This is a genomic window from Micromonospora sp. WMMA2032 (assembly GCF_002688545.1).
In the GTDB taxonomy this organism is placed as follows: domain Bacteria; phylum Actinomycetota; class Actinomycetes; order Mycobacteriales; family Micromonosporaceae; genus Micromonospora; species Micromonospora sediminicola.
The window spans coordinates 4,656,416-4,680,295 of record NZ_CP024052.1 but is presented as its reverse complement, the minus strand read 5'-3'; the positions used below and the strand labels follow the sequence as shown (position 1 = coordinate 4,680,295).

Annotated in this window: 24 protein-coding genes; 7 read left to right on the top strand and 17 right to left on the bottom strand. The window is 74.2% G+C overall.

The window, feature by feature from the left end; genetic code table 11:
* Nucleotides 1-225: 225 nt before the first annotated feature.
* The 3 genes from CO540_RS21665 to CO540_RS21655 all read right to left on the bottom strand — a co-directional run bounded on the left by CO540_RS21665 (nt 226) and on the right by CO540_RS21655 (nt 4,013).
* Nucleotides 226-1,893 (bottom strand): fumarate hydratase, encoded by a 1,668-nt coding sequence (locus tag CO540_RS21665; RefSeq protein ID WP_099163428.1) that lies wholly within the window; start codon nt 1,891-1,893, stop codon nt 226-228.
* 76 nt (nt 1,894-1,969) lie between these two features.
* Nucleotides 1,970-3,403 carry a PQQ-binding-like beta-propeller repeat protein gene (locus tag CO540_RS21660; protein WP_099164888.1) on the bottom strand — a complete coding sequence of 478 codons (1,434 nt, stop codon included), beginning with the start codon at nt 3,401-3,403 and terminating at the stop codon, nt 1,970-1,972.
* Nucleotides 3,404-3,506: 103 nt separating this feature from the next.
* On the bottom strand, nt 3,507-4,013 hold the full coding sequence (locus CO540_RS21655) for an Lrp/AsnC family transcriptional regulator (RefSeq protein ID WP_099163427.1): 507 nt from the start codon (nt 4,011-4,013) through the stop codon (nt 3,507-3,509).
* A 140-nt stretch (nt 4,014-4,153) separates the two neighbouring features.
* Here CO540_RS21655 and hppD point away from each other — a divergent pair, with 140 nt between their 5' ends.
* Genes hppD through hisC form a run of 4 tightly spaced genes read left to right on the top strand, consistent with a single transcriptional unit; the run spans nt 4,154 to nt 8,255 of the window.
* Nucleotides 4,154-5,359, top strand: a complete 1,206-nt coding sequence (gene hppD, locus CO540_RS21650) for a 4-hydroxyphenylpyruvate dioxygenase (protein WP_091568761.1) — start codon at nt 4,154-4,156, stop codon at nt 5,357-5,359.
* Between the two features lie 10 nt (nt 5,360-5,369).
* The gene (locus CO540_RS21645; protein WP_099163426.1) at nt 5,370-6,083 is read left to right on the top strand and encodes an RDD family protein; all 714 of its coding nucleotides are present in this window, start codon (nt 5,370-5,372) and stop codon (nt 6,081-6,083) included.
* Nucleotides 6,084-6,138: 55 nt separating this feature from the next.
* The gene (locus CO540_RS21640; RefSeq protein ID WP_099163425.1) at nt 6,139-7,155 is read left to right on the top strand and encodes an RDD family protein; all 1,017 of its coding nucleotides are present in this window, start codon (nt 6,139-6,141) and stop codon (nt 7,153-7,155) included.
* Nucleotides 7,152-8,255 carry a histidinol-phosphate transaminase gene (hisC, locus tag CO540_RS21635; RefSeq protein WP_099163424.1) on the top strand — a complete coding sequence of 368 codons (1,104 nt, stop codon included), beginning with the start codon at nt 7,152-7,154 and terminating at the stop codon, nt 8,253-8,255. The genes CO540_RS21640 and hisC overlap by 4 nt, the downstream gene beginning before the upstream one ends.
* A gap of 119 nt (nt 8,256-8,374) precedes the next feature.
* Here hisC and CO540_RS21630 read toward each other — a convergent pair whose 3' ends face one another.
* The 5 genes from CO540_RS21630 to CO540_RS21610 form a co-directional block, all read right to left on the bottom strand.
* The gene (locus CO540_RS21630) at nt 8,375-9,628 is read right to left on the bottom strand and encodes a PQQ-binding-like beta-propeller repeat protein (protein ID WP_099163423.1); all 1,254 of its coding nucleotides are present in this window, start codon (nt 9,626-9,628) and stop codon (nt 8,375-8,377) included.
* Between the two features lie 68 nt (nt 9,629-9,696).
* Nucleotides 9,697-10,179, bottom strand: a complete 483-nt coding sequence (locus CO540_RS21625) for an SRPBCC family protein (RefSeq protein WP_091568749.1) — start codon at nt 10,177-10,179, stop codon at nt 9,697-9,699.
* 111 nt (nt 10,180-10,290) lie between these two features.
* Nucleotides 10,291-10,500, bottom strand: a complete 210-nt coding sequence (locus tag CO540_RS21620; protein WP_099163422.1) for a DUF397 domain-containing protein — start codon at nt 10,498-10,500, stop codon at nt 10,291-10,293.
* A gap of 148 nt (nt 10,501-10,648) precedes the next feature.
* Nucleotides 10,649-11,848: a fumarylacetoacetase gene (gene fahA, locus CO540_RS21615; protein WP_099163421.1), complete on the bottom strand. Its 1,200-nt coding sequence runs from the start codon at nt 11,846-11,848 to the stop codon at nt 10,649-10,651.
* On the bottom strand, nt 11,845-12,711 hold the full coding sequence (locus tag CO540_RS21610; RefSeq protein ID WP_172967900.1) for a hypothetical protein: 867 nt from the start codon (nt 12,709-12,711) through the stop codon (nt 11,845-11,847). The genes fahA and CO540_RS21610 overlap by 4 nt, the downstream gene beginning before the upstream one ends.
* Before the next feature lie 94 nt (nt 12,712-12,805).
* Here CO540_RS21610 and CO540_RS21605 point away from each other — a divergent pair, with 94 nt between their 5' ends.
* Nucleotides 12,806-13,972 carry a homogentisate 1,2-dioxygenase gene (locus CO540_RS21605; RefSeq protein ID WP_099163419.1) on the top strand — a complete coding sequence of 389 codons (1,167 nt, stop codon included), beginning with the start codon at nt 12,806-12,808 and terminating at the stop codon, nt 13,970-13,972.
* Between the two features lie 55 nt (nt 13,973-14,027).
* Here the strand turns inward: CO540_RS21605 and CO540_RS21600 are convergent, their stop codons facing one another.
* The 5 genes from CO540_RS21600 to CO540_RS21580 form a co-directional block, all read right to left on the bottom strand.
* On the bottom strand, nt 14,028-15,068 hold the full coding sequence (locus CO540_RS21600; RefSeq protein ID WP_099163418.1) for an NAD(P)-dependent alcohol dehydrogenase: 1,041 nt from the start codon (nt 15,066-15,068) through the stop codon (nt 14,028-14,030).
* Nucleotides 15,069-15,218: 150 nt separating this feature from the next.
* Nucleotides 15,219-16,217, bottom strand: coding sequence for a lipopolysaccharide assembly protein LapB (locus CO540_RS21595; protein WP_099163417.1), 999 nt, complete (start codon nt 16,215-16,217; stop codon nt 15,219-15,221).
* A gap of 42 nt (nt 16,218-16,259) precedes the next feature.
* Complete coding sequence (gene ispF / locus CO540_RS21590; protein ID WP_099163416.1) at nt 16,260-16,742, bottom strand: 2-C-methyl-D-erythritol 2,4-cyclodiphosphate synthase; 483 nt, start codon at nt 16,740-16,742, stop codon at nt 16,260-16,262.
* Nucleotides 16,743-16,897: 155 nt separating this feature from the next.
* A complete protein-coding gene (ispD, locus tag CO540_RS21585; RefSeq protein ID WP_099163415.1) occupies nt 16,898-17,593 on the bottom strand; it encodes a 2-C-methyl-D-erythritol 4-phosphate cytidylyltransferase in 696 nt (231 codons plus the stop codon).
* Between the two features lie 53 nt (nt 17,594-17,646).
* Nucleotides 17,647-18,132: a CarD family transcriptional regulator gene (locus tag CO540_RS21580; RefSeq protein WP_007073334.1), complete on the bottom strand. Its 486-nt coding sequence runs from the start codon at nt 18,130-18,132 to the stop codon at nt 17,647-17,649.
* A 327-nt stretch (nt 18,133-18,459) separates the two neighbouring features.
* On the opposite strand from CO540_RS21580, the gene CO540_RS21575 reads away from it, so the two are divergent.
* Nucleotides 18,460-19,152 carry a hypothetical protein gene (locus CO540_RS21575; RefSeq protein WP_099163414.1) on the top strand — a complete coding sequence of 231 codons (693 nt, stop codon included), beginning with the start codon at nt 18,460-18,462 and terminating at the stop codon, nt 19,150-19,152.
* Between the two features lie 7 nt (nt 19,153-19,159).
* Here the strand turns inward: CO540_RS21575 and CO540_RS21570 are convergent, their stop codons facing one another.
* From CO540_RS21570 to CO540_RS21555, 4 genes are all read right to left on the bottom strand, one after another.
* Nucleotides 19,160-19,699: a hypothetical protein gene (locus CO540_RS21570; protein ID WP_099163413.1), complete on the bottom strand. Its 540-nt coding sequence runs from the start codon at nt 19,697-19,699 to the stop codon at nt 19,160-19,162.
* A 40-nt stretch (nt 19,700-19,739) separates the two neighbouring features.
* Nucleotides 19,740-20,789, bottom strand: a complete 1,050-nt coding sequence (locus tag CO540_RS21565) for a type III polyketide synthase (RefSeq protein ID WP_099164887.1) — start codon at nt 20,787-20,789, stop codon at nt 19,740-19,742.
* 154 nt (nt 20,790-20,943) lie between these two features.
* Complete coding sequence (locus CO540_RS21560; protein WP_099163412.1) at nt 20,944-22,110, bottom strand: acyl-CoA dehydrogenase family protein; 1,167 nt, start codon at nt 22,108-22,110, stop codon at nt 20,944-20,946.
* Nucleotides 22,111-22,152: 42 nt separating this feature from the next.
* Nucleotides 22,153-22,908: a methyltransferase domain-containing protein gene (locus tag CO540_RS21555; protein ID WP_099163411.1), complete on the bottom strand. Its 756-nt coding sequence runs from the start codon at nt 22,906-22,908 to the stop codon at nt 22,153-22,155.
* 45 nt (nt 22,909-22,953) lie between these two features.
* Between CO540_RS21555 and CO540_RS21550 the strand changes: the two genes are divergently transcribed.
* On the top strand, nt 22,954-23,793 hold the full coding sequence (locus CO540_RS21550) for a UbiA family prenyltransferase (RefSeq protein ID WP_099163410.1): 840 nt from the start codon (nt 22,954-22,956) through the stop codon (nt 23,791-23,793).
* The last annotated feature ends 87 nt before the right edge of the window (nt 23,794-23,880 follow it).

Here is a 23,880-nt window from a genome sequence, read left to right as displayed (position 1 = left end):
GCGTAGCCCGATGGTCACGGAATGCCCTGTCGAGGCGATAGCGATGTGATAGCGGATCGACAGCGACGGCGACCAGACTCGTCCCGGTTGTCGGTGACGGCATCCGACGGGGGCGGTGCGCCCGTCCGGCCGTCCAGCCGGGCGGGCGCACCGATGTCGGTGCACAGCGGACACGCGGAGGGGCGCCCGGGAGGACTCCCGGGCGCCCCTCGCGCCGTCAGCGGGTCAGCGCCGGCCGACCGTGAGCACCGGCTTGGTGACCTCGGCGAAGAAGTCGTTGCCCTTGTCGTCGACGACGATGAAGGCGGGGAAGTCCTCCACCTCGATCTTCCAGACCGCCTCCATGCCCAGCTCGGGATATTCGAGCACCTCGACGTGCTTGATGCAGTCCTGGGCGAGGCGGGCCGCCGGTCCGCCGATCGAGCCGAGGTAGAAGCCGCCGTGGGCCGCGCAGGAGCGGGTGACCTGGCCGGACCGGTTGCCCTTGGCCAGCATCACCAGCGAACCGCCGGCGGCCTGGAACTTCTCCACGTAGGCGTCCATCCGGCCGGCCGTGGTCGGGCCGAACGAACCGGACGCGTAGCCCTCGGGCGTCTTGGCCGGGCCGGCGTAGTAGACCGCGTGGTCGCGCAGATATTGCGGCATCGGCTCACCGGCGTCCAGCCGCTCGGCGATCTTGGCGTGGGCGATGTCCCGGGCGACCACCAGCGGACCGGTCAGCGACAGGCGGGTCTTCACCGGGTATTTCGACAGCTCGGCGCGGATGGAGTCCATCGGCCGGTTCAGGTCGACGCGGACGACCTCCTCGGTCTCCAGCGTCTCGTCGGTGACGTCGGGGAGGAACCGCGCCGGGTCGGTCTCCAGCCGCTCCAGCCAGACGCCGGACGGGGTGATCTTGGCGACCGCCTGTCGGTCGGCCGAGCAGGAGACCGCGATCGCCACCGGGCAGGAGGCCCCGTGCCGGGGCAGCCGGACCACCCGCACGTCGTGGCAGAAGTAGCGCCCGCCGAACTGCGCGCCGATCCCGAAGTTGCGGGTCAGCTCCAGCACCTCGGCCTCCAGCTCCAGGTCGCGGAAGCCGTGGGCGCTCATCGAGCCCTGCGTCGGCAGCGCGTCCAGGTATTTCGCGGAGGCGTACTTGGCGGTCTTCAACGCGTACTCGGCGGAGGTGCCGCCGATGACGATCGCCAGGTGGTAGGGCGGGCAGGCGGCGGTGCCGATCAGCCGCAGCTTCTCCTCCAGGAACTGCATCATCCGCGTCGGGTTCAGCAGCGCCTTCGTCTCCTGGTAGAGGTAGGACTTGTTGGCCGAACCCCCGCCCTTGGCCATGAACAGGAACTTGTAGGCGTCCGGGTGGCCGTCCGGGTCCTCGGCGTAGAGCTCCACCTGGGCGGGCAGGTTGCTGCCGGTGTTCCGCTCGTCCCACATGGTCAGCGGCGCGAGCTGGGAATAGCGCAGGTTGAGCCGGGTGTAGGCCTGGTAGACGCCGCGCGAGATCGCCTCCGCGTCGGCGCCGTCGGTGAGCACGTGCCGGCCACGCTTGCCCATCACGATCGCGGTGCCGGTGTCCTGGCACATCGGCAGCACGCCGCCGGCGGCGATGTTGGCGTTGCGCAGCAGGTCCAGCGCGACGAACCGGTCGTTCGGCGAGGCCGCCGGGTCGTCGATGATCGACCGGAGCTGGGCCAGGTGCGCCGGGCGCAGGAAGTGGGCGATGTCGTGCATCGCCTCGGCGGTCAGCGCGGTCAGCGCGGCCGGCTCCACGGTGAGGAACCGGCGGCCACCCGGGCCGTTGACGACGTCCACGCCCTCGTCGGTGACCAGGCGATACTCCGTCTGGTCGGGACCGGTCGGCAGCAGGGGTGCGTACGAGAAGGCGGCGGCACTGCTCATGACCGAAAAGCCTAGGGCAGAGCCGTCGATCGGTGACACCCGCAGGTCGGTCGTGGGACGGCGCTCTCACCCGGCGTCACTTGCCGTCGGCGCAGAGTTCCCGCTTCGGACCGCAGCTGCCCTGGTCAGTCGGCGGACGCCAGGTGTCACCCGGGTCGGGCGCCGGCACGGCGTCCTCGTTCGGCGGCGGCGCTCCGGCGGCCCCGGCGCCCCAGCGCACGTACCCGATCTCCCGTCCCTCGCCGATGATCATGCCGTTCGGGCCGACCGCCAACGCGTTCGCCGACGTGCGCAGCTCGACCAGCACCCGGCCCCCACGCGGCTCGACCGCGACCAGCCGGGACGGCTTCTCCTCGCTGATCACCGCCGCGTACGGGGTGAGCGCCGCGCCGCTCTTGCCGCCGGCCGGCCGGGTCCACCGGGTCCGGTCGGCGGACAGCTCCCGGCCGAGCAGCGAGTCCTTGTCGGCGCTGCGCACCACCGCGTACCGGTCGTCGACCGCGAGCAGCTTCTCGCCCTCCGCGCCGACCTGGAGCAGCCGGCCGTCGTAGCCGTCGAGGACCGCCTCCCGCCCGTCCGGGGCGACGCCGATGAGCACGTTGCGGGCACCCTGCGGATCCTCCCGCTGCACGCAGCCGGCGTAGTCGGCGGTGCGCAGGTTGATCCCGGCCCGCCGCCACACCTGCTGCCCGGTGGCCGGGTCGACGGCGGTGACGACGAAGTAGCAGCTCCCGTCCCGGGAGGTCGCCGCGATCCGGAGCAGCCGCCCGCCGACCACCGCCAGGCGCTCCTCCCGCCCGGGCTGGACGTTCTGCAGCACCCGGCCGGTGGCGGTGTCGACCACGTGCACCCGACCGTCGACCGGAAAGCCCAGCAGCGGCGGGACCGACTCCGGCCCGGCCACCCCGCCGTCGATCCGGGTCGCGCCCAGTCGTCGGGTGCCGAGCAGTTCGGGGTTGTCGGCGAGCACGCCGCTGTGCACGCCGGGCAGGAACGCGCTCCACAGCGGAGTCGTCCCGCGCGGCTCCCAGGCCCGCAGCGTGCAGTCGGTGGCCTGCACGCAGTACGCGTCCAGCAGCAGGTTCCGGTAGGTCCAGACGGCGATGGCCCGCTCGTCCCGGCGGCGGGTCACGCCGGTCACCGGGTCGAGCACCTCGTACCCCTTGTCCAGCAGCTTGCCCACCGCGACGACCGACTCCCGGCCGCTGCCCGCCACCGCCGACCAGTCGGCCTTGCGTTCCCAGAGCTGGCTGCCGTCGGCGAGCGTGCGCGCCTCGATCCGGGTGCGCTGCTCCACGATCACGGTGTCGCCGGCGATGGTGACGCTGCGCGGGGTGCCGCCGACGCGCTGCTGCCAGACCACGTCCGGCTCGGAGATCGGCTTGCTCCGGTCGACCCAGTCCCAGAGGCCGGGGAACGGGTTCCAGACCCCGGTGGCGGCGAGGACGACCACGGTGACGAGCCCGAGCAGCAACCAGCCGCGTACGCCTAGGCCCTTCACACCGCACACGGTAGCGACGATCACCGCTGCACCGGGCCGCCCGCGGGGCGTGTCGCGCCGCTTCTTGCCCGGGTTCGGATGTTAAGAGGGGGCCCTTCCTCTACCGGATGCGTTAAGCGGGGGCCCTTCCTTCCCCCCGGGCGGCGGAGCGGACGAGGGGGAGCGTGCGGTAGGGGATCTGCTCGGCCAGCGCGATGATGGTGGAGGCGCGCCGGATCCCCTCCGAGGCGACGATCTGGTCGATGACCCGCTGGAGGTCGGTGTTCGACCGGGCCACGATCCGGCAGAGCAGGTCGCTGGAGCCGGTGATGGTGTGCGCCTCCAGCACCTCCGGGATGGCGGCCAGGTGCGCGGTGACCTGGTCGTGGCCGTGCCGCTGGCTGATCTCCAGGGTGACGAAGCTGGTCACCCCGAAGCCGATCGCGGCCGGCGAGATGTCCGGCCCGAACCCGCCCACCACCCCGCGACCGACGAGCTTGTCGAGCCGCGCCTGGACCGTGCCCCGGGCCACGCCGAGCCGCCGCGAGCACTCCAGCACCCCGATCCGGGGCTCCTCGGCGAGCAGTTCGATCAAGCGGGCGTCCAGCTCGTCGAGCTGTACATCCTGACCAGTGTTCATGGCGACCAACCGTACCGAATGCGCAACCTGACCAGGAATATCGCCAACTATTGCCCACCTTACGGTCGGCCGTAGATCCTCGCCGGAAGAGCACATCCACGGCGGCCCACGAGGCCGGCCGGTACGCGAGGGAGGCCACCATGACCCAGGCGATCGACCGACCCCAGTCGACCGAGGACGTCGACGCCGACGTTCTCGTCGGCGCCGTCGACCATGACATCAGCCGGGACCCGTTCCCGGTCAAGGGCCTCGACCACCTGCACTTCCTGGTCGGCAACGCCAAGCAGGCGGCGCACTACTACTCCACCGCCTACGGCATGACCTGTGTCGCCTACCGCGGCCCGGAGCAGGGCTACCGCGACCACGCCCAGTACGTGCTGACCAGCGGCTCGGCCCGGTTCGTGCTGACCGGCGTGGTCCGCCCGGGCGCCGACGGCGAGGCGCACGTGGCCAGGCACAGCGACGGCATCTCCGACATCGCGCTGGAGGTGCCGGACGTGGACGCCGCGTACGCGCACGCCACCGCGCAGGGCGCGACCGGTCTGGTCGAGCCGCACGACGTCAGCGACGAGCACGGCACCGTCCGGATGGCGTCCATCGGCGCGTACGGGGACACCCGGCACACGCTGGTCGACCGGTCCCGCTACACCGGGGTGTTCCTGCCCGGCTTCGTCGCCCGCGGCCCGATCGTGGACCGGCAGCCGATGATCGACGCCGGCCTCCAGCCGAAGCGCTTCTTCCAGGCCGTCGACCACGTGGTCGGCAACGTGGAGCTGGGCCGGATGGACGAGTGGGTCGAGTTCTACAAGCGCGTCATGGGCTTCACCAACATGGCCGAGTTCGTCGGCGACGACATCGCCACCGACTACTCGGCGCTGATGAGCAAGGTGGTGGCGAGCGGCACCCGCAAGGTGAAGTTCCCGCTCAACGAGCCGGCCGTGGCCCGCAAGAAGTCGCAGATCGACGAGTACCTGGAGTTCTACCAGGGCCCGGGCGCCCAGCACGTCGCCGTGGCCACCAACGACATCCTGGCCAGCGTGGACGCCATGCGGGCGGCGGGCGTCGAGTTCCTGGACACCCCGGACTCCTACTACGAGGACCCGGAGCTGCGCGCGCGCATCGGCAACGTCCGGGTGCCGATCGAGGAGCTCCAGTCCCGCAAGATCCTGGTGGACCGGGACGAGGACGGCTACCTGCTCCAGATCTTCACCAAGCCGGTGCAGGACCGCCCCACCGTCTTCTTCGAGCTGATCGAGCGGCACGGCTCCCTCGGCTTCGGCAAGGGCAACTTCAAGGCCCTGTTCGAGGCGATCGAGCGGGAGCAGGAGAAGCGCGGCAACCTGTAACACTGTCGGCGTGATCGAGCCTCCCCCGAGCAGCACGCCGCCGCCCGCCGGGCCCCCGCCCGCGGGCGGCGGCTTCGCGCCGCCCACCGACCCCGCGGTGCCCGCGCAGCACACCCCGCCGACGTACGCCCACCTGCCCGACTATCCGCCCCCACCCCCGGGGTACGCGCCGCACGCCGGGTTCGTGCCGCCGGCCGTCGCCCCGAACGGTCAACCGCTGGCCGGCTTCGGGGAACGGCTGGTCGCCTGGCTGATCGACACGGCTCTCGCGTCGGCGGTGCTGATGGTGCTCTTCGCGCCGGTCTTCGTCTGGCTCGTCGTCCGGATGATCGACCGGATGCCGGCGGCCGGACCGGACGGCACCGTGGCCGAACCCGACCCGTCGGTGATCTTCAGCGACATCTTCCTGCCGCTGCTCCTGGCCGAGCTGGGGCTGTTCCTGCTCCTGCTGGTCTTCTACTGGCTCTACCACGTCGAGTACGCCCGCCGGACCGGCCAGACGCTCGGCAAGAAGGTGATGAAACTGCGGATCGTGCCGCTCCAGCCGGACGCCCCGCTGACCCGGGGCGCCCTGGGCAAGCGGTACCTGGTCGAGTTCGTCGCCGGTTCGCTCGTGCCGTTCCTCAACTACCTGGACGGCTTCTGGCAGCTCTGGGACAAGCCCTGGCAGCAGTGCCTGCACGACAAGGCGGCCGGCACGGTCGTCGTTAAGGTTGCACCGTGAGCGCGAGGAGTGAGCCGGGCCTGCGAGCCCCGCAGTCGGGAACAAGGACGGCCCCGTGAGTGTGGAACCTGGCTGGCACGTCGACCCGGCCGATCCGGAGACCCGCCGGTGGTGGGACGGTGAGGGCTGGATCGGCGCGCCGATCCCGGTCGACGTCACCCCGCCCGACGGCCCACCGCCCGCCGAGCCCGAGCCGACCCCGGTGGCGGCGGGCGCCGACCCCACCGCCGCCCGGCCGACCTCGGGCGCGACCGGTGGCGCGGCCGTCCCGCCGGTCTCCGGGCCGGGCGCGGGCCAGCCGCCGGCCGGGCCGTACCCGCTCCCGCCGACCGCCGCTCCCGGGCAGCCGGGCCCGAACGGGCCGTGGCCGGGGCAGCCCGGGCAACCCGGACAGGCCGGGCCGTGGCCGGGGCCGCAGGGGCCGCCGCCGGGCTGGCCGTACCCGCACTGGCCGGGCCGGCCGCCGGCGCCGCGTCCGCACGGGTTGCCGCTCGCCTCGTACGGCTCGCGACTGATCGCCCGCCTGATCGACCTCGGCGTGGTGTTCCTGCTCAACGCCGTGGTCAACGGCTGGTTCGTCTGGCGCTACTTCGAGGCGGTCTCGCCCTACCTGCGCGAGTCGATGCGCCGGGCCCTGAACGGGGACACCTCCACCGAGGGGCTGCCGCAGATCGACGAGCAGGCCGGCGGGTTGCAGATCGCCATCCTGCTGATCGCCACCGCGCTCTGGTACGCGTACGAGGTGCCGTCGATGGCGGCGCGCGGGCAGACCTTCGGCAAGCGGCTGATGGGCGTACGCGCGGTGCCGATCGAGGCGGACCAGCCGCTCGGCTTCGGCCGGGCCACCCGGCGCTGGAGCACGATGGGCCTGCCCACGCTGCTCTGGTACTGCTGCGGGCTGGGCCTGCTGCTCCAGTTCGTCGACGCGGTCTCGCCGCTGTTCGACCAGCCGCTGCGTCAGGCTCTGCACGACAAGCGGGCGCAGACCGTGGTGGTCCAGCTCCCCCGTGACCGGACCGACCCCCGTACCGCCCCGCGCGACCGCGCCGACCCCCCGGGAGACACCCCATGACCGACACCGGACGTCACCAGCCTCCGCTGCGGCTCACCCGCGCCGACCTGGACGCGCTGCCCAACTACGTGCCCGGCCGCAGCCCGGCCGACCTGGCCCGGGAGCTGGGCCTGCCCGAGGCCATCAAGCTGGCCAGCAACGAGGTTCCGTACGGCCCGCTGCCCGGCGTGGTGGAGGCGGTCGCCGAGGCGGTCGCCGGTTCGCACCGCTACCCGGACATGGGCGTGGTGGCGCTGCGCCAGGCGCTGGCCGAGCGGTACGGCGTGGACGCCGACCGGATCGCCACCGGCTGCGGTTCGGTGGCGCTGGCCGAGCACCTGGTGCGGGCGACCTGCCTGCCCGGTGACGAGCTGCTCTACTCGTGGCGCTCGTTCGAGGCGTACCCGATCATCGCGGCGACCAGCGGCGCGACCAGCGTGCGGGTGCCGAACGACGCCGGCCACGGGCACGACCTGGACGCGATGGCGGCGGCGGTGACCGACCGGACGCGGATGGTCCTGGTCTGCAACCCGAACAACCCCACCGGTACGGCGGTGCGCCGGGCAGAGCTGGACCGCTTCCTCGACGCGGTGCCGGACGACGTGCTCGTGGTGATCGACGAGGCGTACCGCGAGTTCGTCACCGACCCGGAGGTGCCGGACGGCCTGACCTACCTGGACCGGCCGAACGTGGCGGTGCTGCGCACGCTGTCCAAGGCGTGGGGTCTGGCCGGGCTGCGGATCGGCTGGCTGGTGGCCGCGCCGGCCGTGGCCGCCGCCGTGCGCAAGGTGGTGACGCCGTTCTCCACCAGCATGGCCGCCCAGGCCGGCGCGCTGGCCGCGCTGGCGCAGGCCGACGAGGTCGAGCGGCGCTGCGCGCTGGTGGTGGCCGAGCGGGACCGGGTCACCGAGGCGCTGCGCAAGTTCGTGCCGGACGTGCCGGAGAGCCAGGCCAACTTCGTCTGGTTGCCGCTGGGCGAGCGCGCGGTGGCGTTCGGCAAGGCGTGCGAGGCGCGCGGCGTGATCGTCCGGCCGTTCCCGGGCGACGGGGTGCGGGTCACCATCGGCACCCCGGCCGAGAACGACGCGTTCCTGGCCGCCGCCGAGGCCGCGCTGGCCTGACCGGAACGCGTCCGAGGCCGGTCCGTCAACCCCCTACGGACCGGCCTCGGACGTCTCGTCCGACGACCATCGGATGAGAGAACTGTAGTAGCTTTTGTCCGTTTTGTTAGCAGATTCGGTCACGTGGCGGCGAGCAGCACCGGCTCCGCCATCAGGAAGTACCCCTGGTCGTCGTCCTCCGGGCGGGCCCGCTCCCGCAGCCGCTCCACCGCGACGTAACCGTCCACCGCGTACGCCCGGCCCGGTCGCCAGGCGATCCCGTCCCGCCCGAGGTCCAGCACGGACGTCGACCGCGTCGCGCCGGTGATCGGATCCACGGTGACCAGCTCCCGCCGGTCGGTCAGCAGGTGCACCCGCCCCGGCTCGACCGCCAGCACCCGGGCCGGGTGGATGTCCGCCCGACGCCACAGCTCCTCGCCGGTGCGGGGCGACCGCCCGACCACCACCGGGCCGGACGTGTCCACCACCCGCTCGCCGTCCAGCGCCGTGTCCGGACCGTCCAGGCCCGGCGCGGCGGTCGGCTCACCCGGGTCCGCCACCAGCCAGCCCCGGCTGTTCTCGCCGCCGGGCCCGGCGGTCCGCAGCCCCCGGCAGCCGGAGTGCCCGTCGCGGCAACCCACCGGGCTGACCACCAGCTGGTCCGGCGCGTCCGGCGGCCGCCAACGGGTCCGTACCGCGCCGGTCGCCGCGTCCCGCAGCTCGACCGCGGCCGGCCCGGCGCAGCGGTCCACCCCGACCAGCTCGCCGCTGGCCGTCGTGCCCACGTCGGTCCGGCAGCCGCGCCCGATGTCGACGCGCCAGAGCCGGCGGCCGTCGCCGAGGTCGTACCCGCCGAGCGCACCCGGACCGGCGGCGAGCAGCACGGTCCGGCCGGCCGCCGTCCGGGCCACGTGCAGGCCGGCCGGGTCCCAGACCGTGGCGGCGTAGGTGCGGCGCGGCTCCGGCACCGACCCCGGCTCCGGGCCGTCCGCGCGCCAGGCCACCCGGCCGGTCCGCGCGTCCAGTGCCACCAGCGTCCCGTCGGACCAGCGGCTGACCACCGTGGTGCCCTCGGCGAGCACCCCGACGAGCGTCGCCGGCCAGCGGCGGTAGGACCAGAACGGGGTGACCCGATGCCGTCCGGTGACCGGCTGGTCCGCGTACACCTGGCGGGTGCCGGCGTAGACCCGGAGCCGGCCGTCCACGACCAGCGGCGCCACCGGCAGCCGCGCGATCACCCCGGCGGTCGGCGCGGGCGCGGCCGGGTACGGGTCCCGGGCGACGGTCTCGACCTCGGCGGGCGCCAGCACCCGGACGACCACGGCGACCGACGCCGCGACGGCCAGCACCGCCAGCAGCGTCGTCAGGATCCGCCGCCTCGCGGCCTTCGCCATCCGCCACCTCCGCCCCGGCACCCTACCGGCCGGGTCCGGGCCGGGGTGCGGGGAGCGGTCGGGTCGGCTCAGGCGGCTTCGGCGGAACGGGCGGGGCCGGCGGCCAGCGCCAGGTCGGCCAGGTCACGCCGGAGCGCACCCTCCACCGCGCGGGCGGCCAGGCCGCCGAGGATCAGGGCCAGCACCCGCCCGTACGGCCGGGTCGGCACCGCCTCCTGCTCGACGGTGACCTCGGTGCACCCGCGCCGCCGCCGCTCGACCGTGCGCAGCGTCCAGGTGATCCGGTAGTCGACGCCCGCGCCGCGCGAGTCGAGCACCAGGCGGGCCGGCGCCACCGCCTCGACCACCTCGTACTCCTCCGGCTCGGTGCCACCGTCCGGCCGCAGGCGGGTCTCCCGCCAGACCGTGCCGGGCGCGAAGCCGCCGGCGCCGAGGACCTCGACCGCGCCCACCGCCGAGAGCCAGTCGGCGCGGGCCGGGAGGTCGGTGAGCAGGCGCCACAGGTCGTCGTCCTGCGCTTCGATGAATGCGGAAACCGTCACCGTCGACATGGCACCTCCCGTGTCGTCCACGGTACGGGCCGTCACCGGAAACCGGGAGCCTTGCGGTGACATTTCCACCACCGGTGCCCCGAGCGGGGCACCGGGGCATCCGACGAGCGGTCAGCCGCGGAGCGTGCCGCCCCGCAGCGCGGTGACGAACGCCGTCCAGCCCGGCGGGCTGACCGCGAGCGCCGGACCGTCCGGGTCCTTCGAGTCGCGTACGCCCACCACGCCGTGCGCGGGGACCACGTTGGTCGCCACCTCGACGCAGAGGCCCTGATCGTTGGAGCGGCTGCTGGTGCGCCAGACGGCTCCGGTCAGCTCGGTCATGCTCGGTCCTTCCTGTTCGGCTTCTTCCGACTCGGGCGCGCCCCGGAGTGGCCGCCCGGGGCGTACGCGATCCGAGTCGATCAACGCGGAAGGAAACGGCCTCGATCGCACCCGATGTGCGATCGAGGCCGTCCGGCCGACAGGTGGTTCAGCGGGCGGGGAGGACCGTCCCGGTGACCTCGCCCAGCGCGATGGTGGTGCCGTCCGGGCCGGGCGCGGTGGCGGTGATCGTCACCGTGTCGCCGTCCTCCAGGAACGTCCGCTCGCTGCCGTCGGCGAGCTTGACCGGCTCGGACCCGCCCCAGGTCAGCTCCAGGAACGAGCCGACCTGAGCGCGCTCGGGGCCGGAGACGGTTCCGGAGGCGTAGAGGTCGCCGGTGCGCAGCGAGGCGCCGTTCACGGTGAGGTGGGCGAGCTGCTGGGCCGGGGTCCAGTACATGGTGGCGAACGGCGGCTCGGCGACCCGCTCGCCGTTCCACTCCACCGACAGGGTCAGGTCCAGCCCGAGGTGCGGGGTGTCCCGCAGGTAGTCCTGCACCGGCGGGTCCTGGTCGGGCGCGGGCACGAACGCGTCGGCAAGTGCCTCCAGCGGGGTGACCCAGCCGGAGACCGAGGTGGCGAACGACTTGCCCAGGAACGGGCCGAGCGGCTGGTATTCCCAGGCCTGGATGTCCCGCGCGGACCAGTCGTTGACCAGCACCACGCCGAACACGTGGTCGGCGAAGTCGGCCGTCGGCACCCGCTCGCCGAGCCGGCTCGGCACGCCGACCACGAAACCCACCTCGGCCTCGATGTCCAGGCGTACGGACGCGCCCGTGGTGGGGCCCTGCGCGCTGGCCCGCTGCCCGGAGGGGCGGACCACCGGGGTGCCGGAGACGACCACCGTGCCGGCCCGGCCGTGGTAGCCGATCGGCACGTGCTTCCAGTTCGGCAGCAGCGGCGGCTGGCCGGGCCGGAAGATCTGCCCGACGTTGCCGGCGTGGTGCTCGGAGGAGTAGAAGTCGACGTAGTCCGCGACCTCGAACGGCAGCAGCAGCTCGACCTCGCGCAGCGGCACCAGCAGCGGCTCCACCGCCGGGCGGTGCGCCGGGTCGGTGAGCAGCTCGACGACCCGCTGCCGGACGGCGGTCCACTGCGGGCGGCCGAGCGCCAGGAAGGCGTTCAGCGTGGGTCGGCCGAGCGCCCCACCGGCCAGCACCAGCCCGGCCGCCTCCGCGCCGGCCAGGTCGAGCACGAAGTCGCCGATGCGAACGCCGATCCGCGGCTCGCGGTCGCCGTGCCGGAACACCCCGTACGGCAGGTTGGTCACCCCGAAGGCCGAACCCGCCGCACCCGAAACCCACGTCATGTCTCGTACCCCCCGTTCACCAGCCCCAGCCGGATCAGATCGGTCAATGGTTCGGAGATGCTGCACGAGCCGTAGCCGACCCAGAGCGGTCGCGCGGACTCGCGGCGGGCCCGGGCCGACTCGACCACGCGCAGCGGGTCGGTCGCGGCCAACAGCTCGGCGACGGCGTCCACCTGGGCGCCCTCGACCGCGGCCAGCGTGGCGGCCAGCACGTTGACGAAGCCGTGGTGGGTGAAGCCGGTCTCCGGGTCACGGTGCCGGATCGCGTGGTGCAGCCCGGCGGTGAGCTTGAACGGCAGCTCGCGGTCGCGGCAGGCGCAGATCACCGCGGCCAGCTCGACCGGCGTCGGGAACAACTCGGCGGCCAGCCCGCCGGTGCGGAACTTGGCCGCCACCGGAAGCCCGCCGGCCCGGGCCCGGGCGAGCGCGTCCAGCGCGTCCATCAGGCCGAGCGTCAGCGGGATCTCCGCGTACACGGAGGCGCCCTCGAGCCGGCCGGCGAGCGCGACCAGCTCGGCCACCCCGGGGGCGGGGTCCTCGCCGCGCTTGGCCACCGGCGCCTCGACCTGCCGGGCGGTCACGCCGTCCGGCGCCAGGGCCGACAGCGCGGCGGGCAGCCCGTCGAGGCCGGTGTCGCCGATCAGGCCGATGACGAGGCCCTCGGAGGGGTCGACCAGGCCGGTCAACGCACCGGCCCGGAGGTCGGAGGCGGGCAGCAGCAGCGGGCCGACCAGGTCGGCGTACCAGGCCGCGCGGTGCCGGCGGTGCGCGGTGACCGCGTCGGGCAGCGCGGCGTTGCCGGGCGGGAAGACCGCGGCGTCGTCGACCAGGCCGGCGAGGAGGCGGGGCACCTGCGTTGACACGAGACAAGAATGTACGGGACGCTACGAGGAACGGACAACCGCGTCCGATTATCGGACGCCACCGGCCGGAGAACGGGACATAACGGGAGGCGAGATGCCGTACTACCGCAGCGTCGGCGAGGTGCCCCGCAAGCGCCACACCCAGTTCCGGCAGCCCGACGGCACGCTCTACGCGGAGGAGCTGGTCGGCCAGGAGGGCTTCTCCTCCGACTCGTCGCTGCTCTACCACCGGCACGCGCCGACCGCGATCCTCGCCGCCGAGGAGTTCGCCCCGCCCACCGTCACCCGGGTGCCGAACCTGCCGCTCAAGCCGCGCCACCTGCGCACGCACAAACTCGACGGCGCCGGCGCGGACCCGGTGCTCGGCCGGCAGTACCTGCTCGCCAACGACGACGTCCGGATCGCGTACGTGCTGGCCGACCGGCCCTCACCGCTGTTCCGCGACGCCACCGGCGACCACTGCCTCTACCTGGAGTCCGGCTCGCTGCGGGTGGAGTCGCCGTTCGGCGTGCTCGACGCGGTGGCCGGCGACTACGTCGTCATCCCCACCTCGACCATCCACCGCCTGGTGCCCACCGGCGACGAGCCGACCCGGCTGCTCGCGGTGGAGGCGTCCGGCCACATCGGCCCGCCCAAGCGCTACCTCTCCGTACGCGGGCAGTTCCTGGAGCACTCGCCCTACTGCGAGCGTGACGTCCGGGGACCGGACACCCCGCTGCTGGTCGACGGCGAGGAGGTGGAGGTGCTGGTCAGGCACCGCCGCGGGTGGACGAGGTACGTCTACGCGAACCATCCGTTCGACGTGGTCGGCTGGGACGGGCACCTCTACCCGTGGGCGTTCTCCATCCACGACTTCGAGCCGATCACCGGGCGGATCCACCAGCCGCCGCCGGTGCACCAGACGTTCCAGGGCCCGAACTTCGTGATCTGCTCGTTCGTGCCGCGCAAGGTGGACTACCACCCGGCCGCCATCCCGGTGCCGTACAACCACCACAACGTCGACTCCGACGAGATGCTCTTCTACACCGGCGGCAACTACGAGGCCCGGCGCGGCTCCGGGATCGGGCAGGGCTCGATCTCGCTGCACCCGTCCGGCTTCACCCACGGCCCCCAGCCGGGCGCCGCCGAGCGGTCGATCGGGGCGGACTTCTTCGACGAGCTGGCGGTCATGGTGGACACGTTCCGCCCGCTGGACCTCTGCGACGCGGCGACCGCCTGCGAGGACGACGGCTACGCCTGGACCTGGGCGCGCAAGCCCTGACGTACGCGAGAAGGGGCCGCGCCCGGCACGGACGCGGCCCCTTCGCACGGAGTCGTCAGAACGTCGAGGCGTCGATGACGAAGCGGTAGCGCACGTCGGACGCGAGCACCCGCTCGTACGCCTCGTTGATCTTCTCGGCTCCGATCACCTCGATCTCGGCGCCCAGCCCGTGCTCGGCGCAGAAGTCGAGCATCTCCTGGGTCTCGGCGATGCCGCCGATCATCGAGCCGGCGAACGACCGCCGGGCCGGGATCAGCGAGAACGCGCGCACCGACAGCGGGTCCTCCGGCGCGCCCACGTTGACCAGCGTGCCGTCCACGGCCAGCAGGCCCAGGTACGCGTCCAGGTCGATGGCCGCGCTGACCGTGTTGACGATCAGGTCGAACGAGCCGGCCAGGTCGGTGAACGTCGCCTCGTCCGAGGTGGCGTGGTAGTGGTCGGCGCCGAGCCGCAGCCCGTCCTCCCGCTTCTTCAGCGACTGGGACAGCACGGTCACCTCGGCGCCCATGGCGTGGGCCAGCTTGACGGCCATGTGGCCCAGACCGCCCATGCCGATCACGGCCACCCGCCGGCCCGGGCCGGCGTTCCAGTGCCGCAGCGGCGAGTAGGTGGTGATGCCGGCGCAGAGCAGCGGCGCGGCCGCGTCCAGCTCGATGCCGTCCGGGATGCGCAGCACGAAGTCCTCGGTGACCACGATGGCCTGCGCGTAGCCGCCCTGGGTCGGCTCGCCGTCCCGGCCCACCCCGCCGTACGTGCCGATGTTGCCCTTGAGGCAGTACTGCTCCAGGCCCTTGCGGCAGTTGTCGCACTCCCGGCAGGAGTCGACCATGCAGCCGACGCCGACCCGGTCACCGACGGCGAACTTCGTCACCGCGGAGCCGACCTCCCGCACCACGCCGGCGATCTCGTGACCCACCACCATCGGGTAGGTGGTCGGTCCCCACTCGCTGCGCGCGGTGTGGATGTCGGAGTGGCAGATGCCGGAGAACTTGATGTCGATCGCGACGTCGTCCGGTCCGAGGTCCCGCCGCTCGATGGTGGTCGGGGCGAGCGGTTCGGTCGCGGACGTCGCCGCGTAGGCATTGACGGTGAACACGGATTCCCGCTTCCTGCAGCCGGTGGTTTCCTTCCGCGCCGGGACACGCCCGGCCCGCGACACAGCCTGTCGCTCCGGCTTTCCTACCCCCGGGCCACCCCGGCCGACACGTTCGCTTCCTCACCCCGGGGACGGGAATAGCGGCACGGCTCAGCGGCGGGCGAGCACCGTGAAACCCGCGAGGACGGTGGCGGTGACCGCCCCCACCAGCGGCCACGGGCCGCCGACCAGCGCGTACACCGCCAGCAGCAGCGGCGCGGCGGCCGCCGCGTAGATCGCCGGGGCCAGGCCGCGCGCCATCGCGTCGCGCAGCCCGGGCAGCCGGGACGCGGGCCGCCAGAACAGCAACCCGGCACCGACCGCGGCCAGCACCGCGAGCAGGCGGGACGCGCCCGGGGCGGCCGGGGCCAGCACCGCCACCAGCACGGCGGCGCCCAGCGACCAGCCGGCGGCGGACAGCACCAGCCGGCGCAGCCCGGCGTCCGCGGTGCGGGCCGGATCCACCCGCGCCGGGGTCAGGTCGACCACCTCGGTCAGGTCCTCCAGCGTCTCGGCGTAGCGGCGCCGCTCCAGCCGGGCCACGCCGGTGTCCTGCCGCGCCCCGGCCAGTTCCGGATCCAGCCGCAACGCCTCCCGGTAGGCCCGCTCGGCCAGGTCGAACAGTTCGAGGCGCACCGCGACCAGGCCGAGCACCAGATGCGCCTCCGGCTCGTCCGGCGCCAGCTCGACACCCCGCCAGGCCGCGTCGAGCGCCGCCTGCCCGTTCCGCGAGGCGGACAGGATCGCGGCGGCGCCGCGCTGCGCGTACGCGTCGGTCGGCCCGAGCGCGAGGATCTCGTCCGCGGTGGCCGCGGCGGCCTTCCAGCGCTCCAGGTCGAGCAGCGCGAGACCGCGTACCACCAGCGCCGGCACGGTGCCCGGTGCGGTCGCCGACGCCGCCTCGGACGCGGCGAGCGCCTCCGCGGGACGGTCGGCGGCGAGCTGCATCCGGGCCAGCATGGTCAGCGCCTCCAGATGCGCGGGTTGCGCCGCGATCAGGGCGGTGAGCTCGTCGATCCCCTCGTCGTAGCGGCCCAGCTCGGCGAGGAGGTGGGCACGCTGCAGGTAGCCGTCGGCGGCGGACTGGTCGGGGGCGGCGTCACTCGGCATCCCGGCGAGCGTAACCGCCGTCACCCCGCCGCGCGGAGCGGGTCAGTCCGCCGGCGCCTCGTAGACCAGGGCCACCGCGATGCCGGTCAGGCCCTCACCGCGGCCGGTGAAGCCGAGGCCGTCCGTGGTCGCCGCGGACACCGTCACCGGCGCGCCGACCGCCTCGGAGAGCACCCGCTGCGCCTCGTCCCGGCGCGGCCCGATCTTGGGCCGGTTGCCGATCACCTGGACCGAGACGTTGCCGATCCGGAAGCCCGCGGCACGCACCCGGCGGGCGCTCTCGGCCAGCAGCGCCACCCCGGACGCGCCGGCCCACTCCGGCTGGTCCACCCCGAAGTTCGCGCCCAGGTCGCCGAGGCCCGCCGCGGAGAGCAACGCGTTGCAGGCGGCGTGCGCCGCCACGTCGGCGTCCGAGTGGCCGGCCAGGCCGTCCTGCTCCGGCCAGTGCAGGCCCGCCACCCAGCAGGGCCGCCCGGCCTCGAACGCGTGCACGTCGGTGCCGACGGCCACCCGAGGAACGATCATGACCAGAGGGTACGCGCCGCGCCTCGGCTGCGGCCCGGACTGTGGTCAGCACTGGTTCTCGTACGCCCCAGCACGCCGATCAACCATCGACCGAAATGGGATCCACGTTCCAGATCCCAGGATCTCGAAGCCACGCACCGGGGGGGCGGCGCGGGTCAGGCGCCTGTGGTCAGCAGGTGTTCGGCGAGGGCCAGGTCGAACGGGCGGGTGATCTTCAGGGCCAGCTCGGAGCCGGGTACGCAGGTCACCGCGCCCCCCTGCTTCTCGACCAGCCCGGCGTCGTCGGTGAGCGCGTCACCCGCCGACCGGTGGGCCGCGACCAGCACCGACCGGCGGAAGCCCTGCGGCGTCTGCACCGCCCGCAGCGCTGACCGGTCGACCGTGCCGAGCACCCGTTCGGCGGCGTCGACCTCCTTGATCGTGTCGACCACCGGCAGCACCGGGATCACCGCGTCGTGCCCGTCGCGGACCGCCGCGGCCACCGACTCGACCAGCTCGGGCGGGGTCAGCGCGCGGGCCGCGTCGTGCACCAGGACGATCTGCGGCCCGGCGGGGACGGCGGCGAGCGCGGCCGCCACGGATTCCTGGCGCTCGGCGCCTCCGGGCACCACGGTCACCGGCGCCACCGCGCCGAGCATCGCCCGCACCGACTCGACGTCGGCGGCCGGCGCGGCCACCACGATCGTGTGCACCGAGGGCGCGGCGGCGATCCGGCGTACGGCGTGCACCAGCAGCGGCTCGCCGGCGAGCAGCCGGAGCGCCTTCGGGGCACCGGGGCCGAGGCGTACCCCGGCACCGGCCGCAGGAACGAGGACCGCGACGTCACCGCGCGGATTGAGCTGCGCGGTCACGTCGCGGTCCTCGGATTCGTTCGCTGCGGGACGGGTAGAGGCAGAGGTGTGGATCAGGCCTCGGTCAGCACCTTGTCGAGCAGAGTCTCGGCCTCGTCCTTGGTGCTCTTCTCGGCCAGCGCGACCTCGCCCACGAGGATGTCACGGGCCTTGGCGAGCATGCGCTTCTCGCCCGCCGACAGGCCCCGCTCCCGCTCCCGGCGCCACAGGTCGCGGACGACCTCGGCCACCTTCAGCGGGTTGCCGGAGGCCAGCTTCTCCAGATTCGCCTTGTAACGCCGCGACCAGTTGGTCGGCTCCTCGGTGTGCGGTGCACGGAGCACGTCGAAGACCTTGCCCAGGCCCTCTTCGCCGACCACCTCGCGCACACCCACGATCTCGGCGTTCTCGGCGGGCACCCGGACCGTCAGGTCACCCTGCGCGACCCTCAGGACGAGGTACTGCTTCGGCTCGCCCTTGATGACCCGAGTCTCGATTGCCTCGATGAGTGCGGCCCCGTGGTGGGGGTAAACAACGGTCTCGCCGACACTGAAAACCATAGGTTCGAAACCCCTTTCGCTGTGTCTAGGGTAACACGCTCAGGCACCGATGTCTCACCGCTGTCCTGACCGTTGGCGCAGCTCAGGGGCCCTGTGAGAGGTATTTCTTCGGCTTGACAGGCGGTCAAGTCGATGGTTTCAACACGCTCCGTGACGAACGAATGACAACCCGGTACGGGTGACGGGAGCGTCCAGATCTAGGGCAATGCGCTCCTTCCATGGTAGCTCCGTAACTCCACTCGCGCCCAGGTGTGGCGGTACGGCCCCCGGTGCGGGACGCTGGTGGAGGACGCGACGTCCGCTCACCGAGACGTTCCTGGGGGTCCGATGGGCGTGCCTGACGCAGACGGCCAGGGGCCGCCGGACGGGCTGCCCGGGCTCCCGCCCGAGTGGGGCCGGGTGGTCGTCCCCGACGACGCCTCCGCGCTGGCCGACGAGGCCCGGCAGGTTCGCCGGGAGCTACGCCGCGACCCCCGGCAGGCGCCCCGGCCCGGCCCGGTCCGGATCGGGCTCCCGGCACTCGCGCTGCTGGTCTCGGTGCTGGTCACGCTCGCCGGCCTGGCCGCCGTCACCTGGCCCCGGTCGAACCGCTCCGGCGGCGCCCCGACCGTGCTGCCCCGGACCACCGCCACGCCGCTGGCGGTCGGCCCGCTCCCCGCGCTCGACCTGGTCGGCGGCGACGACACGCCGGTGCCGCTGCGCAGCCTGCTGCCCGCCATGATCATCCTGGTGGACGCCTGCACCTGCGCCGACCAGGTCGGCACGGCGGCCGCCGCCGCACCTCCCGGAGTCACCGTGGTGACCGTGACCGAGGGCCGCAGCGCCGGCCCCGCCACCGTCCCCGGTGTGCGGCCCCTCGGCGACCCGGCCGGCGGACTGCGGTCCTACCTGCACCTCGTCGCCCACCCCGGCACCGCCGCCGCGCTGCTGGTGGACCGGCAGGGCACGCTGGTCCGGCTGGTTCCCGAGCTGGGCCCGGCGACCGACTACCGCGACGACCTGGTCCGGCTCGGCGGCTGAGCCGGGTTCAGTAGAGCCCCGCCAGGGTCGCGTCCAGGTCCAACTGCCGCTCGCCGGCGAAGAAACGGACGGTCACCGGCCCACCGGCGGCGACGAGGGGCTGGTTGATGGCCGCCCCACCGCAGTCGACCAGGAGCTGCGTCTCGTCCTCCTCCGTGCCCGTCCAGGACACGGTCAGCGGACCGGGGCCGCGGCAGGCCGCGCTGAGCAGGAGACGTGCCCCCGAGGCGGAACTTGCCTGCCGTTCCAACTGGTCGCCGGCCCGCAGGTGGGACCCGTCGTGCCAGAGCGGATCGGGGCGCACCTCCTCGCCGCCCGCCAGCACCGACCCGATGCCCGGCCCCGGACTCGCATCCCCGGTGCCCGGGTCGACGATCCACACGCGCGAACCCAAGGCGGGCTCGCTGGCCGGGCTGGGCTCCGCCGCGACGGTGGCGCGAGCCGCCGGGACCGGGGCGGCCGACCGCCACCACCACGCCCCGACCGTCAGGGCCAGCACGGTCAGACCGGCCAGCAGCGCCGACCGGGTCCGCTCCTCGGAGACCATGCGGCGAAGCGTATCGGGGGCCCGTGTCGCCCGCCGACCCTCAGGACTCCCGTTCGAGCAGTGCCGCGTAGAGCGTCAGCCCGGGACCGAACGCCAGCATCACCACCCGCCGGGGCGGGCGCTGCGCACGGCACAGCCGGTCCAGGATCAGCAACACCGTCGGCGACGAGCAGTTGCCGTGCTCGGCCAGCGTCTCCCGGGACGCGGCCAGCGCCGTGGGCGGCAGGTCCAGCTCACGCTCCACCACGTTGAGGATACGCGGGCCGCCCGGGTGCACCGCCCAGCCGTCCACCTCGGAACGGTCGCACCCGTGCCGGGCCAGCAGGTCGTCGACCAGGTCCCGGACGTAGCGGGACAGCACCTGCGGCACCTTCGGCGACAGGCCCATCCGGAAGCCGGTGTCGGTGACGTCCCAGGTCATGTGGTCGGCGGTGGAGGTGTCGGTGACCGAGGTGACCTCGCGCAGCGCGTACCCCCGGCCGCCGGGCACCACCACGGCGGCGACCGCGGCGTCGGAGAAGAGCGCGTGCGAGACGATCTGCTGGGTGTCCACCCGGGCGCCCGGCGGCTGGATGTGCAGGCTGGTCAGCTCCGCGCAGAGCAGCAGCGCGGGCCGACCCCGGGCGGTGACGAAGTCGCTCGCCGCGCCGAGCCCGGGCAGAGCGGCGTAGCAGCCCATGTGCCCGACGAACATGCGCTGCGTGCCCGGGGCCATGCCGAGGTCCCGGGCGAGTAGGATGTCCAGCCCCGGGGTCGCGTACCCGGTGCAGGAGCAGACCACGAACAGGCCGACGTCACCGGCGTCGAGGCCGGCCGCGGTGAGCGCGCGCCCCACCGCCTCCTTGCCCAGCGGCAGCGCCTCGACCTGGTAGCGGCGCATCCGCCGTTCGGTCGGCCACTCCGAGACGTCCTCCAGCAGCGGGTTCACCGCCGCCTGCCGGCGGGTCACGCCGGAGTTCGCGAAGATCCGTTCGGCCAGCGCCCGGGTGGTCCCGGAGAAGTGCCGCGCGAAGAAGCCCGACCACAGCTCGTCCTGCGCGGCGGCCGGCGGCTGCGCCGTACCCAAACCCGCGATCACCGGTACGTCCACGTCCCCCACCTCTCGGATCCCTCAGCCCTCGCGCTCACCGGGCCGTCCTTCGTTCGCGACTGCGAGGCTCGCAACCCCGGCTCACTCCTCGCGCTCACCGGGCCGTCCTTCGTTCGCGACTGCGAGGCTCGCAACCCCGGCTCACTCCTCGCGCTCACCAACGAGGGGTCGAGCCGTCACGGTCCGGGTCGCCGCCGAGCGCCGCGATGCCGAGCCAGTCGGCGCAGACGTCGGACGTCGCCGGGTGCAGCGAGCCGCAGCGGGCGTCCCGGTAGAGCCGCTCCAGCGGATGGCCCCGGCGGGTCGCCGAGGTGCCCGCGGCCTCCAGCATGGACGCCGCCACCTCGGCCGCCGTGGTGCCGGCCAGCAGCTTGGCGCGCCACACCCAGCGGTTCGTCTCCGCGTCGCCGGGGGCCTCGTCGACCCGGCGGGCCGCCTCGGCGACCACCAGCTCGGCGGCGGCGGCGGCCGCGTCCGCCCGGCCCAGGCGGGCCCGGACCGCCGGCAGACCGGCCAGGTTGCGGGCGTTCAGGTGCTCGGCGGCGGCGTCGATGGCGGCCCGCGCCACCCCCACGTAGACGGCCGCGTAGCTGGCCACCAGCCAGTGCGGCATGAGCTGGGCGACCACCAGGGCCAGCCCCTCGACCCCGCCGAGCAGTCGGTCGGCGGGGACCGTCACGTCCAGGTGCAGGTCGTGCGAGGAGGTGGCCCGCATGCCCAGCGAGTCCCAGGTGGGCTCGACCGTGATGCCCTCGCCGGCCGGGACCAGGAACTGGGAGACCACCGACTGGTCGGTGGCGCTGCGGGCGGCCACCAGATAGCCGTCCGGGTGGCCGGCGCCGGAGCAGAACGTCTTGCTGCCCTTGATGTGCCAGCCGCCGTCCACCGGCTCGTAGACCGTGCTGAGCTGGGACAGTCGCGCGCCGGCGCCGCGTTCGCTCATCGCCACCGCGTACCAGGACCCGTCGGCCGCCGCGCGCAGCAGCCGGTCGCGGGCGGCCAGCGCCTCGTCCGGTACGCCGAGCGCCTCGGCCAGTTCCTCGGTGACCGCGCCCAGCGCCCCGGTGACCGAGGCGTGCATGTTGAACACCAGCGCGGTCGCGCCGTTGCCCCGGGCCAATTCGGTGGCGACCGCCGCGTACTCGGCGAAGCTGGCGCCCCGGCCGCCCAGCGCCTGCGGCACCATCAGCCCGAACAGGCCGGCCGCCCGGAGGTCGGCGAAGTCGTCCACCGGGAACGAGCCGTCCCGGTCGTGCTCGGCCGCGCGGGCGGCCAGTCGCGGCGCCAACCGGCGGGCCGCCTCCAGCGCGTGCACACTCATGTCGCCCCCTTCTCGGCGTCCCTTTACCCCGGGCCGTCCCGGCTACCCGCTCCGGCGCCCCCTGCCCTGATAGAGCACGGCGGTGGACCGGGTCGGCACGATGCGCGGCTCCGTCCGGGCCGGACGGTCGCCGCCACGCCACCGGCGCAGCAGCCAGGCCAGCGTGCCGCCCAGCTCCGGCCGCACCCCGCGCAGCCGCAGCGACACGCCGTGCCGGGCGCACTCCGCGACCAGCGCGCGGGCGTCCACGAACATCCGTGGGTCGTGGATCCCGCGCGGCACGGTGGGCAACCGCTCGCCCACCTCCACCGCGACCAGCCGGGCCAGCAGCGTGTCGTTGAGCGTGTCGAGCACCAGGAGGCCGCCGGGGCGCAGCAGGCGGCACGCCTCGGCCACCGCCCGACGCCAGTCCGGCACGTGCTCCAGCAGCTCGCCGGCGGAGACCACGGCGGCGCAGCCGTCGGCCAGGGGCACGGCGGTGGCGTCGCCCTGGAGCACCGTCACGCCGTGCGCGGCGGCCTGGTCGAGCGCGGAGCGGGTCAGGTCCACCCCGACGTGCCGGTAGCCCTTCCCGACCAGGTGCGGCGCCAGCAGCCCGGCTCCGCAGCCGAGGTCGACCAGCAGGTCGTCCGGGGTGGACGCGGGCGGCACCAGGGCCGCGCGGGCGCGGGCCAGCCAGTGCAGCATCGCGAACGCGCCGTCCGGCCGCCACCACTCCCCGGCCAGGTCGTCGTACTGCCGGGGGTCGTTCGGCGGCAGCACCCGGTGCGGTGTGGACACCGGGGACGCTTCTGGCATGGTCCGAGCGTGGCACGACTCCCCGGTAACGACCAGACTTCCCTTATGTCGACGCGGGTGTTAGGGCTGGTCAGGGCGAGCCATCCGGAGCCGGCGGCGGCGGTCGTCGTGGTCGCCGCGCTGCTCGCGGCCGGCGTCGGGCACTCCGCCGTCGGCGTCGCCGTGGTGGCGTTGACGGTGCTGGCCAGCCAACTCGCGGTGGGCTGGAGCAACGACCTGATCGACGCCGAGCGGGACGCCACGGTGGGGCGTACCGACAAGCCGGTGACCACCGGCGCGGTCGCCCGCCCGACGCTGGCCCGCGCCACCGCGGTGGCCGCGGTCGCCACCCCGCTGCTGGCGCTGGCCGGCGGACCGGCCGCGGCCGCGTGCGCCACCCTGGGACTGGTCTCCGCGCTGCTCTACAACCGGCCGCTGAAGTCGACGCCGGTGTCGGTGCTGCCCTACGCGGTCTCGTTCGGCGCGCTGCCCGCCTTCGTGGTGCTGGCCCTGCCCGGCTCGCCCGCGCCACCGGCCTGGCTGGTGGCCGCCGCCGCGCTGCTGGGTGCCGGGGCGCACTTCGCGAACGTCCTGCCGGACCTGGCCGACGACGCCCGGACCGGCGTGCGCGGACTGCCACACCGGCTGGGGTCCGGGGGCAGCCGGCTGGCCGCCGCCGGGCTGCTCCTCGCGGCCACCGTCGCGCTGGTGTTCGGACCACCCGGGCCGCCGTCGTGGACCGGCCTGGCGGCGGTCGCCGCCGCCGTCGCGGTGCCGGCCCTCGGTTGGTACGCGGGACGCGCCGCCGCCCGGGCCGGGGGCCGGCCGGTGACCGCCTTCCGGGCGGTGCTGGTGGTGGCGTTGATCGATGTGGTGCTGCTGGTGGCGAACGGCCGGGTGGTCTGAGAAGTCCCCTGTGCGGGGGGCATTGCCGGGTCCGCGTGCGGGCCTCGATCAGCTCCAACTACCCTGGAGCGCGGTCTGCGCGGGTAT